The 14,197-nt window shown below is 59.2% G+C and carries 9 protein-coding genes and 1 tRNA gene; all 10 read left to right on the top strand.

Features of this window, described 5'->3' with window-relative positions; translation table 11 throughout:
- The first annotated feature begins 23 nt into the window (after nucleotides 1-23).
- The 10 genes from LVD12_RS13535 to LVD12_RS13490 all read left to right on the top strand — a co-directional run bounded on the left by LVD12_RS13535 (nucleotide 24) and on the right by LVD12_RS13490 (nucleotide 13,934).
- The gene (locus LVD12_RS13535; protein ID WP_237068267.1) at nucleotides 24-653 is read left to right on the top strand and encodes a cupin domain-containing protein; all 630 of its coding nucleotides are present in this window, start codon (nucleotides 24-26) and stop codon (nucleotides 651-653) included.
- Between the two features lie 412 nt (nucleotides 654-1,065).
- The gene (fadB, locus tag LVD12_RS13530) at nucleotides 1,066-3,213 is read left to right on the top strand and encodes a fatty acid oxidation complex subunit alpha FadB (protein ID WP_237068266.1); all 2,148 of its coding nucleotides are present in this window, start codon (nucleotides 1,066-1,068) and stop codon (nucleotides 3,211-3,213) included.
- Between the two features lie 163 nt (nucleotides 3,214-3,376).
- The gene (gene fadA / locus LVD12_RS13525) at nucleotides 3,377-4,552 is read left to right on the top strand and encodes an acetyl-CoA C-acyltransferase FadA (protein WP_237068265.1); all 1,176 of its coding nucleotides are present in this window, start codon (nucleotides 3,377-3,379) and stop codon (nucleotides 4,550-4,552) included.
- A 232-nt stretch (nucleotides 4,553-4,784) separates the two neighbouring features.
- Nucleotides 4,785-4,869: transfer RNA gene (locus LVD12_RS13520), tRNA-Leu, on the top strand.
- Between the two features lie 227 nt (nucleotides 4,870-5,096).
- On the top strand, nucleotides 5,097-6,410 hold the full coding sequence (tig, locus tag LVD12_RS13515; RefSeq protein ID WP_237068264.1) for a trigger factor: 1,314 nt from the start codon (nucleotides 5,097-5,099) through the stop codon (nucleotides 6,408-6,410).
- Between the two features lie 176 nt (nucleotides 6,411-6,586).
- On the top strand, nucleotides 6,587-7,225 hold the full coding sequence (gene clpP, locus LVD12_RS13510) for an ATP-dependent Clp endopeptidase proteolytic subunit ClpP (RefSeq protein ID WP_237068263.1): 639 nt from the start codon (nucleotides 6,587-6,589) through the stop codon (nucleotides 7,223-7,225).
- 191 nt (nucleotides 7,226-7,416) lie between these two features.
- Nucleotides 7,417-8,706: an ATP-dependent Clp protease ATP-binding subunit ClpX gene (gene clpX, locus LVD12_RS13505; protein ID WP_237068262.1), complete on the top strand. Its 1,290-nt coding sequence runs from the start codon at nucleotides 7,417-7,419 to the stop codon at nucleotides 8,704-8,706.
- Between the two features lie 328 nt (nucleotides 8,707-9,034).
- Nucleotides 9,035-11,440 carry an endopeptidase La gene (lon, locus tag LVD12_RS13500; protein ID WP_237068261.1) on the top strand — a complete coding sequence of 802 codons (2,406 nt, stop codon included), beginning with the start codon at nucleotides 9,035-9,037 and terminating at the stop codon, nucleotides 11,438-11,440.
- Between the two features lie 251 nt (nucleotides 11,441-11,691).
- The gene (gene hbs / locus LVD12_RS13495; RefSeq protein WP_237068260.1) at nucleotides 11,692-11,964 is read left to right on the top strand and encodes a non-specific DNA-binding protein Hbs; all 273 of its coding nucleotides are present in this window, start codon (nucleotides 11,692-11,694) and stop codon (nucleotides 11,962-11,964) included.
- Between the two features lie 95 nt (nucleotides 11,965-12,059).
- A complete protein-coding gene (locus tag LVD12_RS13490) occupies nucleotides 12,060-13,934 on the top strand; it encodes a SurA N-terminal domain-containing protein (RefSeq protein ID WP_237068259.1) in 1,875 nt (624 codons plus the stop codon).
- Nucleotides 13,935-14,197: the final 263 nt, after the last annotated feature.

The following is a 14,197-nucleotide window of genomic DNA, read 5'->3' as shown; positions in this document are numbered from 1 at the left end:
CTTCTCGGGATTGGGGAGTGATTATGGCGGGCAGGGATTTGCCGGTTCAGCCCACAGGGCAGGGCGCTGACGACAGCGATGATGTCGATACCGTCGGAGCACGCCTGAAGGCTGTGCGCAAACTGTACGGTTGGTCCCAGCGGCAGCTGGCCAGCCGCGCAGGTGTGACCCATGCCACCATCTCCCTCATCGAGCAGGGGCGCGTCAGCCCCTCCGTCGGCTCCCTGAAAAAAGTGCTCGACGGAATTCCCATGTCCCTCGCCGGGTTTTTTACCCTGCCGCTCGAGGGCAACCCCCAGGTTTTTTTCCGCGCGAAAGAGATGCCCAATCTGGGCACCGATGCTGTTCGTCAGCTCCTTGTCGGCCCGCTCAGCGACGAGCGTAGCCTGTCCTTACTTCACGAAACCTATCCGCCCGGTGCCGATTCGGGTCCGCAGCTCCTGACTTGTGAGGGGGATAAGGGCGGCATTGTTATTTCCGGCTTGCTGGAGGTGACGGTGGGGGGGGAAGTGGCGCTTCTCGGGCCGGGTGATGGCTATTTTTTCAGCAGTTGCCGCCCGCATCGTTTGCGCAACCCCGGCGAAGTCGACTGTGTGCAGGTGAGTGCCAGGTCGGAGCCCGGCGACTGGCCCGCAATCGGAAAACGATCATAGAAGGCAACGCGAGCGCCAGCCGGATGCTGGCTCCCGCCAGCAGGATGTAGACTGTTGCCGCTGCGTCATTCGATCCGGTTTCGACTCCTCCGATCAATAATTGAACGGCAGAGTGTGCGCCGCCACCTGATTTGTAAGAAATGGTATTCAAACACACGTTTGAATCTGGCTATACTAGTGCATTGCTGACCGCCGGCGTTAATTTCGTCATCCGTTGAACGGATGCCCGTGCTGGTGGCCCGCAGCTGGTTATTCGCCGGGAGCGAATAGGCCGTTTACCCCGGCCAGAAGCAGCGCCACCAGGCGGGATCTGCCGAGGCAGTATCCGGGCTTCGCCGGAACCCGGCGCAGTCAGTGGTGAATACAACTCCGACCCCGGGCACTTCCAGCCCAGAGCAAAAGAGGTCATTCAATGTTATTTAGTGGCAAAGCGCTAACGGTGCAGATGCTGGACAACGGCATCGCCGAGCTCAACTTCGATCTAAAGGATGAGTCCGTCAACAAGTTCAACCGGCTCACCGTTTCCGAATTTTCCGAGGCGCTTGATGCGATCGAGGCCGCAGAGGGCGTCAAGGGTGTGCTGCTCACCAGTGGCAAGGGTGTCTTTATCGTCGGTGCCGATATCACCGAGTTTGGCGACGCTTTCTCCGCAGGGCCCGAGGGCGTAGCGGAACTGATGAACAAGAACAACGAGAACATCAATCGCCTGGAGGACCTGCCGTGCCCCAGCGTTGTCGCCATCAATGGCTATGCCCTCGGTGGTGGTTTCGAGGTCTGCCTCGGTTGTGACTATCGCGTGATGGGGGAGGCCGCCAAGGTGGGGCTGCCGGAAGTGAAGCTGGGCCTGATCCCGGGCTGGGGTGGCACAGTGCGCCTGCCGCGTATTTGCGGTGTGGATGTGGCTGCAGAGTGGATCGCGGCCGGCAAGGAGCAGAAGCCCCAGGCTGCCCTGACCGCACATGCCGTCGACGCCGTCGTGCCAAATGACAAGCTGAAAGAGGCTGCGCTGAGCCTGCTGCAGCGCGCCATTGATGGCGAGCTCGATTACAAGGCGCGCCGTGAGATCAAGAAGTCCCCGATCCCGCTGAACGACACCGAAGCGCTGATGGCCTTTTTCACCACCAAGGCCTTTGTCGGCGCCCAGGCGGGGCGCAATTATCCGTCGCCGGTGAAGGCGGTGGAATCCATCGAGCAGGGCTATAAAGTCGATCGCGATGAAGCCCTGAAGATCGAGCAACAGAAGTTTATCGAGTGCGCCCAGACGGATACCGCAGAGTCCCTCGTTGGTCTATTCCTGAACGACCAGAAGATTGGCAAGGTGGCCAAATCCTGGGAGAAGAAAGCCGACAAGAAAATCGAGCGCGCCGCGGTACTGGGTGCCGGCATCATGGGCGGTGGCATCGCCTACCAGTCTGCCTATAAGGGCACGCCCATCAAGATGAAGGATATCGACCAGAAGGGCATTGACCTGGGCCTGAAGGAAGCCAACAAGCTGCTGACCAAACTCGTGGATCGCGGTCGGATGACGCCGGAGAAAATGGGGGAAACCCTGAACCGTATCGAGCCGACCCTGAGCTACGACGGGTTCGACAAGGTCGACGTCATCGTCGAAGCGGTGGTGGAAAACAAGAAGGTCAAACACTCAGTGCTGACCGAAGTGGAAGACAAGGTGACCGAGGACACGATCATCGCCTCGAATACTTCCACCATTTCCATCGACTCCCTGGCTGAGCCTCTCAAGCGCCCTCAGAATTTCCTCGGTATGCACTTCTTCAATCCGGTGCACAAGATGCCGCTGGTGGAGGTGATTCGAGGGGAGAAAACCTCAGACAACGCGGTGGCTCGTGTGGTTGCCTATGCCAACAAAATGGGCAAGAAGCCGATCGTTGTCCGCGACTGCCCCGGCTTCCTGGTCAACCGCGTCCTGTTCCCGTATTTCGCCGGCTTCTCCATGCTGGTGCGCGACGGCGCCGACTTCCAGGAAATCGACAAGGTCATGGAGCGCTGGGGCTGGCCCATGGGCCCCGCCTACCTGATGGACGTGGTGGGTATCGATACCGGCGTACACGCCGAGAAAGTCATGGCGGAGGGTTTCCCGGAGCGTATGGGTAAATCCTTCAAGGCGGCTTCCGATGTCATGTACGAAGCGGAACGCTACGGCCAGAAGAACGGCAAGGGTTTCTACAACTACGAGGAAGACAAGAAGGGCAAGCCGAAGAAAGTGGCCTCCGAGGAGTCTTACGAGTTGCTCAAGCCCCACGTTGCCGAGCGGCGCGAGTTCGACAAGGACGAAATCGTCGAGCGCATGATGGTGCCGATGGCCACCGAACTGGCCCGCTGCCTGGAAGAGGATATTGTGGATTCGCCGGCTGAAGCGGATATGGCGCTGATCTACGGCATCGGCTTCCCTCCCTTCCGCGGCGGCATCTTTGCCTGGCTGGACAAGATCGGCATGGATGCATTCGTGAAGATGGCAGACAAGTACGCAGAGCTGGGCGAGCTTTACAAGCCTACCGAGCAGATGCGCAAGATGGCTGCCGAGGGCAAAACCTACTATTAACCGAGTCTTCATTCCGGGGAGCCTGAGCAGGGCGCCCGGAGTGAAATGATGCGGGGAGGGCATGGCCCGAACCGCTCCCGCGGCTGCGGCCGCGCTGGCACATTCCGTGCCGGGCCGGTCCCACGATTGCCGGGGCCGGCGGCGACCAGCAAGGAGAATTTCGATGAGTTTGAATCCCAGAGATGCCGTTATTGTCGACTACGCCCGCACGGCCATGGGGCGCTCCAAAAATGGTGTGTACCGCAACGTGCGCGCCGACGACATGTCCGCAGAGTTGCTGAAGAAATTCCTGCAGCGCAACGACAAGCTGGACCCGGCTGAAATCGATGACCTGATCTGGGGCTGTGTCATGCAGCGCGATGAGCAGGGCTTCAACGTAGCGCGCTTCATTCTGCTGCGGGCAGGTCTGCCGCACACCATTCCGGCGCAGACAGTGAACCGCCTGTGTGGCTCGTCCATGTCCTCTCTGCACACTGCAGCGGCCAATATCCGCGCAGGCCTTGGCGATGTCTACGTGGTGGGCGGCGTCGAGCATATGGGCCATCTCAATATGATGGAGCATGTCAGCCCCAACCCGATGCTGGGTCGTCATATGGCCAAGGCCGCCGGGTCCATGGGTATGACAGCTGAATACCTGGCAATGATGCACGGCATCCAGCGTCAGCAGATGGATGAGTTCGGTGCGCGGTCCCACCAGCGCGCTGCGGCAGCCACCAAAGAGGGCAAGTTCAACAAGGAAATCATCGCCATTGAGGGGCATGATGAGAATGGTGTGCCGATGCTGGTGGAGACCGACCAGACCATTCGTCCCGATACTACCGTTGAGGGCCTGTCCCAGCTGAAGCCTGCATTCGACCCCAAGCACGGTCAGGTCACCGCCGGTACTTCTTCCCAGATTACCGATGGCGCTTCAGTGATGCTGGTCATGTCCGCCGAGCGGGCCAGGGCCCTGGGCCTGGAGCCCATCGCCAGGGTGCGGGAGATGGCGCTGGCTGGCGTGGATCCGTCGATCATGGGCTATGGTCCCGTACCCTCGACCCAGAAAGCGCTGAAAAATGCCGGCCTCACCATCGAGGATATCGACAAGGTCGAGTTGAACGAGGCCTTTGCGGCGCAGGCGCTACCGGTTCTGAAGGACCTCAACCTGCTGGATGTAATGGACCAGAAGGTCAACCTCTATGGCGGCGCCATCGCCCTGGGTCACCCCTTCGGTTGTTCCGGTGTGCGGATCACCGGCACGCTGCTGTCGGTGATGCAGAACGAAGGTGGCAACCTGGGTGTGTCCACCATGTGTATCGGTCTCGGCCAGGGCATCACCACCATCGTCGAGCGGGTCTGACCGGTAGCCCGACCGGGGCGGGTATCCGTCGCGGCCGGTCTCACGCAATTTGCATTGCAGAAGGGGCGCCTGAGGGCGCCCCTTCTGTTTGTCTGCTGTCGCTGTATGGCCGGGCAATTTGTTGAAGCACCCCGGCCGCTGTGGCACAATCTGCTGCCCTCGTCGCCGGGCCCCTGGTGTTTGTGCCCTAAAATGCATAAATATCAATGAGTTAGCGTCGGGGTGCAGGTTTGGGGACGTGGTGGAATTGGTAGACACGCCAGATTTAGGTTCTGGTGCCGCAAGGTGTGGGAGTTCAAGTCTCCCCGTCCCCACCAAGTTTAAGGAATTGAACAGCCCGTGATGCCCGCCGTGACCGGTGAGGTGCGGGCTGTTTGTATTTGGTAGCAGCCGGTTTCCCTCCCGGTGCCGCGCGCAGGTCCTGGCCTGGCGGCTTGATGGCAGGGCTGGTGGCCGAATACAGGCGTTGGCGCTCCGGCGCAGTCAGAGCGGCGCGGCAGATCGCGCCGTGACGTGAATAAGAGAGAATCTCACGAGGATCAACATGCAGGTTTCCATCGAAACAACTTCCGGCCTGGAGCGTCGCCTCACGGTTAACTTGCCGGCGGAAGTCGTCGATAAAGAAGTAGATAAGCGTCTCCAGCAGGCGGCCAAGAATGTGCGCCTGAACGGCTTCCGCAAGGGCAAGGTGCCCATGAAGGTGGTTCGCCAGCGTTTTGGTGCCGGTGTGCGCCAGGAAGTGCTGGGTGAGGTAATGAGCCGCTCTTTCTACGAAGCCGTGCAGAAAGAGCAGGTCAAGCCTGCCGGTCAGCCGAGCATCGAGGCAAAGGAAACCGCTCCGGGCAAGAACCTGGAATACGTTGCCACTTTCGAGGTTTACCCGGAAGTTGAGCTGATCGACCTGGCCAGCGTCGAAGTCGAGCGCCCGGTTGCTGAAGTCACTGACAAAGACGTCGACAATATGATCGACGTGCTGCGCAAGCAGCAGTCCTCCTGGAAGGAAACCAAGCGCAAGGCCCAGAAGGGCGATCGCGTGACCATCGACTTCGTTGGCCGTGTCGACGGCGAGGAGTTCGAAGGTGGCAAGGCTGAAGACCAGCAGCTGGTTCTCGGCTCCGGCCAGATGATCCCGGGCTTTGAGGATGGCATCCTCGGCATGAAGCCGGGTGAAGAGCAGGACATCCAGGTCACCTTCCCCGAGGACTATCAGGCTGAAAACCTGAAGGGCAAAGAGGCTACCTTCACCATCAAGGTCAAATCTTCCGAGAAGCCCGAGCTGCCGGAGCTGGATGAAGAGTTCTTCAAGGCCTACGGCGTCGAAGACGGCGGTGAGGATAAGTTCCGTGAGGAAGTGCGCAACAACATGGAGCGCGAGCTGAAGAATGCAGCCCTGAACAAGGTCAAGACCCAGGTCATGGATCAGCTGTTCGAGAAGCACGAGGTGGAGATTCCGGCTGCACTGGTGGCGGGTGAAGTCCGCACCCTGCGCGGTCAGATGATTCAGCAGTTCGGTGGCCAGATCAAAGCGGAAGATGCGGAGAAGATGCTGCCGGACGCCATGTTTGAAGATCAGGCGAAGCGCCGCGTGGTTCTGGGCCTGGTGGTCGGTGAAATCGTCAAGCAGAACAAGCTGGATGTCGATGCCGATCGCGTGAAATCCAAGGTCGAGGAACTGGCTTCCACCTACCAGCAGCCGGAAGAAGTAGTCGAGTACTACTACAGCAACCGCGAGCTGCTCTCCGGTGTCGAGTCCGTCGTTCTCGAAGACCAGGTTGTCGACTTCGTGCTCGACAGCGCCAAGGTCAAGGACGTCAAGAGCTCCTACGACGACGTCATCAAGCCGCAGCAGCAGGGCTGATGCGCTGACCATCGGCGGCTGCCACCGGCAGTCGCCGATACCTTTCCCTCCTCCCCCAGGCCGGCTGGCTTTCTCGCCTTCGACCGGTTAAGCTCAGAAAGTCCAAATTTCCAGTCCCGATCTCAATGATCCGGGTACTCTCGCCTGATACGCCACAAAAGGAAGCTACGGTATTTATGGCACGTTTTGATCATCCCCTGGCCTTCGATCCTCAAGCTACCGGCCTGGTGCCGATGGTGGTAGAGCAGACTGCACGCGGCGAACGCTCGTTCGACATCTACTCGCGCCTGCTGAAAGAGCGCGTCATCTTCCTCGTCGGACAGGTAGAGGACCACATGGCAAACCTGGTCGTCGCCCAGTTGCTGTTTCTCGAGGCCGAGAACCCCGACAAGGATATTCACCTCTACATCAACTCCCCGGGTGGCTCGGTAACTGCCGGCATGTCCATCTACGACACCATGCAGTTCATCAAGCCGAATGTCAGCACCATGTGCATCGGCCAGGCATGCAGCATGGGCGCCTTCCTGCTGGCTGCCGGTGCGGAGGGCAAGCGTTACGCGACGCCCAACTCGCGGGTGATGATTCACCAGCCGAGTGGCGGTGCCCAGGGGCAGGCGAGCGATATTCATATCCATGCCCAGGAAATCCTGAAGATCCGCAAGCGCCTGAACGAGTTGATGGCCCACCATACCGGGCGCGACATGAGTGACATAGAGCGCGATACAGAGCGCGATCACTTCCTCAGCGCGGATGAAGCGAAGGAATATGGCCTGGTTGACGACGTGCTGACCCGTCGCCAGGTACTAGAAAAGTAAGCGATTTAAGATCGATTGACCGCTCAGGCCCCTGTTGGAGGATGAATTTCCTCGGCTTCTGTTTTTGCTGACAGGCCTTGCGCCCACGGCTGTTACAAAGGGCTTGAAAAAGCCGCCAAAAGGCAGCATCTTGCTAGAGAAGACTAATGGGCAGCCGGCTGACGGCGGGCCAGAGACCACGGAGTAGATTGATGACCGACCAGAACAGCGGAGAAGACAACGGCAAGCTGCTGTACTGTTCCTTTTGCGGCAAGAGCCAGCAGGAAGTACGCAAGCTGATTGCCGGCCCGTCCGTGTTTATCTGTGACGAGTGCGTCGAGCTTTGTACCGATATCATCCGCGAAGAGGTTCAGGAATCTTCCGATGGTCAGGAGGGCCGCCTGCCCACGCCGAAGGAAATTACCGAGATCCTTGACCAGTACGTGATCGGCCAGGAGCGCGCCAAGCGTGTACTGGCGGTGGCGGTATACAACCACTACAAGCGCCTGCGCACCAAGACCGGTGCCAAGGGCAAGGACGACGTTGAGCTGAGCAAGTCCAACATCCTGCTGGTGGGTCCGACCGGTAGCGGTAAGACACTTCTGGCCGAGACGCTGGCGCGCCTGCTCAATGTGCCGTTCACCATTGCCGATGCGACGACCCTGACCGAGGCCGGTTACGTCGGCGAGGACGTGGAAAACATCATTCAGAAACTGCTGCAGAAGTGTGACTACGACGTCGACAAGGCGCAGCAGGGCATCGTCTATATCGATGAAATCGACAAGATTTCCCGCAAGTCTGACAACCCCTCCATCACCCGTGACGTGTCCGGCGAGGGTGTACAGCAGGCGCTGCTGAAACTGATCGAAGGCACTGTTGCCTCGGTTCCGCCCCAGGGTGGGCGCAAGCATCCGCAGCAGGAGTTCCTGCAGGTGGATACGTCCAATATCCTGTTCATCTGTGGCGGCGCCTTTGCCGGCCTCGACAAGGTGATCCGGGACCGCTCTGAAAAGGGTGGTATCGGCTTCAGTGCTGAGGTGAAGTCCAAGGACGGTAACAGCAACTTTGGCGAGATCCTGCGCGACCTGGAACCCGAAGACCTGGTGCGTTACGGGCTGATCCCGGAGTTTGTCGGCCGTCTGCCGGTCACGGCGACGCTGGAAGAGCTGGATCGCGAGGCGCTGGTGCAGATCCTGACCGAGCCAAAGAATGCTCTCACCAAGCAGTATGCAAAGCTCTTCGACATGGAGGGTGTGGAGCTGGACTTCCGTCCCGACGCGCTGGACGCGGTTGCGGCCAAGGCAATGGAGCGCAAGACCGGTGCCCGTGGCCTGCGCTCGATCATGGAGTCCGTGCTGCTGGAAACCATGTACGACATTCCGTCCATGGATAATGTGGCCAAGGTGGTGATCGACGAAGCGGTCATCAAGGGCGAGTCGGCGCCGTTGCTGGTCTACGCCAGTAACGAGTCCCCGCAGCAGAAGGCGGCGCCGGAGGAGTGAACCGGATAGCCGGGTGTGGACCCCGGTGGTAACTCTGCCAGCAAGTGCTGTACAAAAAAGCCCCATCCGGGGCTTTTTTTGTGTCCGGATGCAATCCGCTCCCATGCCCCGGCAGTACCTTCTCCAGGTGCCGGCTATCCGGAGTGACTCCGGGAGGGTGGGATAATTTCTTTGTCGGCAGCCAATTGCGCTTAGATTAGACTTGTATTCCAGTGACTACCCCCCATCTCTGCCTTACAGAAGTGGTGGCCGGAGCGGGGAAATCACATTAGCCATTGCCCAGAATACCGCGCCACAGTACCCCAGTGATCGGGCCGAGAGGAGTTCTATGGATCAGCAATCCGACACCAAACAAGAGTATCCGCTGCTGCCGCTGCGAGATGTGGTCGTTTATCCGCATATGGTGATTCCGCTGTTTGTGGGCAGGGAAAAGTCCATCGACGCCCTCGAGGAAGCCATGCGCGACGATAAGCAGGTATTGCTGGTCGCGCAGCGCCAGGCCTCCGAGGATGACCCGGGCAAGGACGACATCTACCGGGTAGGGACGGTCGCCAGCGTATTGCAGCTCCTCAAGCTCCCGGACGGTACCGTGAAAGTTCTGGTGGAAGGCAGCCGCCGGGTGAAGGTGCTCGATGTGATCGAGGGAGAGGGGCATTACCGCGCCACCGTGGAAGAGATGGAGAGCGAGGAGCTGCCGGAGGCGGAGTCCGAGGCGCTGGTCCGCTCGGCCATGTCGCAATTCGAGCAGTATGTGTCCGTCAGCAAAAAAGTACCGAATGAGGTGATCACCTCCCTGTCGGGCATCGATGAGCCGGGCCGGCTGGCAGACACCATCGCCGCACATATGTCTCTCGAACTGCCGCAGAAGCAGGAGCTGCTCGAAACCGTGAGCGTCAAGGAACGCCTGGAGCAGTTACTGGGTCTGATGGATTCCGAGATTGACCTGATCCAGGTGGAAAAGCGCATCCGCGGGCGGGTCAAGAAACAGATGGAGAAGAGCCAGCGTGAGTACTACCTGAATGAGCAGATGAAGGCCATTCAGAAGGAGCTGGGTGATATTACCGAAGAGCCCAACGAGGTTGAGGAGCTCGAGAAGAAGATTGCCGAATCCGGCATGAGTGCGGAAGCAGAGAAGAAAACCCGCGCGGAACTGGCCAAGCTGAAAATGATGTCGCCGATGTCTGCGGAAGCTTCTGTGCTGCGCAGTTATATCGACTGGATGCTCAGTGTGCCGTGGAAGAAAGCGAGTCGCGTTCGTCACGACCTGAAGAAAGCCGAAGAGATTCTCGAGAAAGATCACTACGGCCTCGAGGAAGTGAAAGAGCGGATCCTCGAGTATCTCGCCGTGCAGAAACGGGTGAAGAAAGTTAAAGGGCCGATCCTGTGTCTGGTTGGCCCGCCCGGGGTGGGTAAGACATCCCTCGGCCAATCGATTGCCCGTGCCACCAACCGCAAGTATGTACGCATGGCGCTTGGCGGTGTGCGCGACGAGGCTGAAATTCGCGGCCATCGCCGGACTTATATCGGCTCATTGCCGGGCAAGCTGATACAGAAGATTTCCAAGGTCGGCGTCAAGAACCCACTGTTCCTTCTCGATGAGGTGGACAAGATGGGCATGGACCATCGCGGGGATCCGGCATCGGCACTGCTGGAAGTGCTCGACCCGGAGCAGAACAAAAGCTTCAACGACCACTACCTGGAAGTGGATTACGACCTGTCTGATGTGATGTTCGTATGCACTTCGAACTCCATGAACATTCCGGGGCCGCTCCTGGACCGGATGGAGGTCATCCGCATTCCGGGTTACACCGAGGATGAAAAACTGAACATTGCCCAGCGCTACCTGGTACCCAAGCAGCGCAAGGCCAATGGCCTCAAGGACAATGAGCTGGTGCTCAAGGACGATACCGTTCGCGACATCGTGCGCTTCTATACCCGCGAAGCGGGTGTCCGCGGCCTGGACCGTGAAATCGCCAAGATCTGCCGCAAAGTGGTTACCGAGCATGTGCGCGACGCCAGCAGCCGCAAGGCCGTTGTTGAGCCCAACCAGCTCGAGGACCTGCTGGGTGTTCGCAAGTACGATTTCGGGCGCGCTGAAGAGGACAACAAGATCGGTCAGGTTACCGGCCTTGCCTGGACCGAAGTGGGTGGCGAGCTGCTCACCATCGAGTCGTCAGCGGTGCCCGGCAAGGGCCGGGTCATCAAGACTGGTTCTCTGGGCGATGTGATGCAGGAGTCCATTCAGGCCGCGTTGACCGTGGTCCGTGCCCGCTCCCAGGTGCTGGGGATTGCGCCGGACTTCAACGAGACCCGGGATATCCATATTCACGTGCCGGAAGGAGCTACCCCGAAGGATGGTCCCTCCGCGGGTATCGCCATGTGCACCGCGCTGGCTTCCGTGTTGACCAATATCCCGGTACGGGCCGATGTGGCCATGACCGGTGAGATCACGCTGCGGGGCGAGGTGCTGCGGATCGGGGGGCTCAAGGAGAAATTGCTGGCAGCCCACCGCGGTGGCATCAAGACGGTGCTGATTCCCGCCGACAACGAGCGGGACCTGAGGGATATTCCGGAAAACATCCAGCAGGATCTCGTGATCAAGCCGGTCAAGTGGATCGATCAGGTGCTCGAGTACGCGCTCGAACACAAGCCACAGTCGCTGTCAGATGAAGAGTACTCCGCGCTGCAGAAGCAGGCCGAGGAGCGGTCGCAGCGGTCCGTGCATACCCATTGACCAGTCAGGGCCACCCGCAGGGTGGCCCTTTTACTGTAAAGATCAAAAAATAATCTGAGCTCGCCGCAAGGTTGCTGTAAAAACGTCCAACTGCCCTGAAAGCCCCGTCGTTCCTTGACCCGCTATCAGGCAGTTGGTATAACACGTGGCTTATTGGCCGGCGCCAAAATTGCCGGTGACTCAAGGCTCGAACGCAAAGGCGTCCAAGGCGGGCGCCAAAACATACCTAGAAAAGAACAGAGGGATTAAGCGTGAATAAGTCCGAACTGATTGAAGCGATTGCCGAATCTGCAGATATTCCGAAAGCAGCTGCTGGCCGCGCACTGGACGCAATGGTAGATAGCATCACTGAGGCCCTGAAAAAAGGCGACCAGGTTGCACTGGTAGGTTTCGGTACCTTCGCTGTAAAAGAGCGCGCTGCCCGCACCGGCCGCAACCCGCGCACCGGCGACCCGATCGAAATCGCCGCCGCCAAGATTCCGAATTTCAAGGCCGGCAAAGCCCTGAAAGACGCGGTAAATTAAGAAGCCTTAACCCCAAGCAGTTAAAGCTTCAAGGAGGCGTATCGACTGGATGCGCCTTTTTTGTTTGTGATCAGAGTTAAATTTCGGAGCTGAGCATGCTTCAGTCCATGCGAGACAACCTCAAGGGCACGGCGGCGATTATCGTTGCTGCCTTTTTCGGTTTCATTATGGTGATTGGCGGTATCGATTTTTTCACCGGTGCCAGCGGGGGCTCCGCGGATGCGGTGGCTGAAGTTAACGGTGAGAAAATTACCAACCTGGACTTGCAGCGCGCTATCCAGAATCGCCGTGCCATGATCATGAATCAATATGGGGAAAACGTACCGGCAGACCTTCTGAGCGATGAGCAGCTGCGTGAGCCGGTGTTGCAGCAGCTGGTCAATAGCGCGGTGATGCGCCAGGCTGCAGAAGAGGGCGGTATGGCGATGAGCACTGCCGCTGTCGATCGTGAAATCGTCCAGATTCCCGGATTCCAGGTGAATGGCCAGTACGATAAGCAGACGTTGAACATGTGGCTGGCACAGAACCGTTTCACTATGGCGGGTTTCCGCCAGATCATGGAACGTGACCTGGTCCTGCAGCAGTACGCCGATGCCGTGACCGACAGCGCCTTCACCACCCGAGCCAATGCCGAAGAAATCGTGGCAATCTCCATGGAGGAGCGGGATTTCGATTACGTGGTAATTCCGGTTGAGCCGCTGCTTTCTGAGGTACAGGTTTCCGACGAGGAAATCCAACAGTACTACGATGCCAATCAGAATGCCTTTGCGCGGCCGGAGCAGGTGGCCATCGAGTACATCGAGCTGAAGCCGGAAATGTTTGCTGCGAATATCGAAGTTTCGGACCAGGATGTGCGCGCCCAGTATGAACAGGAAGTAAAGGGTTTCGAGGCCAGTGAGCGCCGTCGCGCTGCCCATATCCTGCTCGAAGAGCCGACCCCGGAAGTTATCGAAGAGATTCAGGGTAAGCTCGCCGCGGGCGAGGATTTCGCTGAACTGGCCAAGAGCTATTCCGACGACTTCGGTTCACGCGATCAGGGGGGTGATCTCGGCTTTACCTCCGGGGATGTATTCCCCGAGGCGTTTGAAGACGCACTGGCTGCACTCGAGGTGGGGCAGGTGTCTGCGCCGGTGCAGACCGAAAGTGGTACGCACCTGATCAAGCTGGTGGAAGTGGCTGGTTCCGAGCCGCCGACCTTTGAAGAGCGCGCGGATGCGATTCGCAAGCAGCTGCAGAATGCGGAAGCTGAACGCGAGTTTGTCGGCGCGCTGTCCCGGTTGGCTGACCTGGCATACAACGCCGACAGTCTCGCCGGCCCGGCGCAAGAGCTCGGTGTGAAGGTACAGACGACCGGACTCTTTGGTCGTCAGGGTGGAGTCGGCATTGCCGGCAATAGCCAGGTGATTGATGCGGCCTTTGCGCCGGAAGTCATGCTGGATGGCAATACGTCTGACGTACTCAACCTGAGCAATGAGCACTCTCTGGTCCTGAGGGTACTGGAGCACAAGCCCGAGGGTACCTATCCGCTGGATGAGGTAAGGGAGCAGATTGCCGAGCGCCTGAAGCGTGAGAAGGCGAGCGAGCAACTGGCTCAGGATGCCGAGGCATTGAAAAAGCAGCTGGAAGGGGGCGCCCAGTTTGCCGCCCTGGCAGAGCAGAAGGACCTGACCCTGGAGACGAGTGATGGTACCCGCCGCGGCGGCATGGGCCAGCGCGGCGAGATCGTGGAGCAGGCCTTCCATCTGCCGGCACCGCAGTCGGGTGACAGCCTGCTGAGCGCATTCGCCACAGACAGTGGAGATCGGGTTGTGCTTCAGCTCCGCGAAGTCCGTCCGGGCGAGCTGTCCCGCCAGAGCAAGGAACAGCGGGAAGCGCTGATGCAGCAGCTCGCCTCCATGACCGGGACCTCTGAGCTGGCGGCAGTGCAGCAGTACCTGAAAACTGAAGCGGATGTGGAAATCAACCGCTGATGGTGAGAGAGGCCCGTCCCGAAAAGGCGGGCCTTGACTGTACCATGCCGACAGGCGGCGGACGTCCAGACATGAAAAAGCCCGCTTAAAGCGGGCTGAGCCTGCTGACAAAGTCCCCCTGCGGGAATTTAAGGCAGAGTGATAGGGCTCACATTTCGAAACCGTCGGGTACAGGACGTACCCGACGGAGCTACACGGACGTACTTGTGCGTTTTCGAAATGTGGGTCCTAGCGCTCTGTCGCCCCTGAGCCAGCTTTAAGCA

It is taken from the genome of Microbulbifer guangxiensis (genome assembly GCF_021729075.1).
GTDB lineage: Bacteria > Pseudomonadota > Gammaproteobacteria > Pseudomonadales > Cellvibrionaceae > Microbulbifer > Microbulbifer guangxiensis.
Note: the sequence above shows the minus strand (reverse complement) of the source record. Positions and strands in the feature narration are given on the sequence as shown.

Excerpts from the sequence above, each read along its gene's own strand:
- LVD12_RS13535 (WP_237068267.1), top strand. The coding sequence starts at position 24 with ATGGCGGGCAGGGATTTGCCGGTTCAGCCCACAGGGCAGGGCGCTGAC.
- fadB (WP_237068266.1), top strand. The coding sequence starts at position 1,066 with ATGTTATTTAGTGGCAAAGCGCTAACGGTGCAGATGCTGGACAACGGC.
- fadA (WP_237068265.1), top strand. The coding sequence starts at position 3,377 with ATGAGTTTGAATCCCAGAGATGCCGTTATTGTCGACTACGCCCGCACG.
- tig (WP_237068264.1), top strand. The coding sequence starts at position 5,097 with ATGCAGGTTTCCATCGAAACAACTTCCGGCCTGGAGCGTCGCCTCACG.
- clpP (WP_237068263.1), top strand. The coding sequence starts at position 6,587 with ATGGCACGTTTTGATCATCCCCTGGCCTTCGATCCTCAAGCTACCGGC.
- clpX (WP_237068262.1), top strand. The coding sequence starts at position 7,417 with ATGACCGACCAGAACAGCGGAGAAGACAACGGCAAGCTGCTGTACTGT.
- lon (WP_237068261.1), top strand. The coding sequence starts at position 9,035 with ATGGATCAGCAATCCGACACCAAACAAGAGTATCCGCTGCTGCCGCTG.
- LVD12_RS13490 (WP_237068259.1), top strand. The coding sequence starts at position 12,060 with ATGCTTCAGTCCATGCGAGACAACCTCAAGGGCACGGCGGCGATTATC.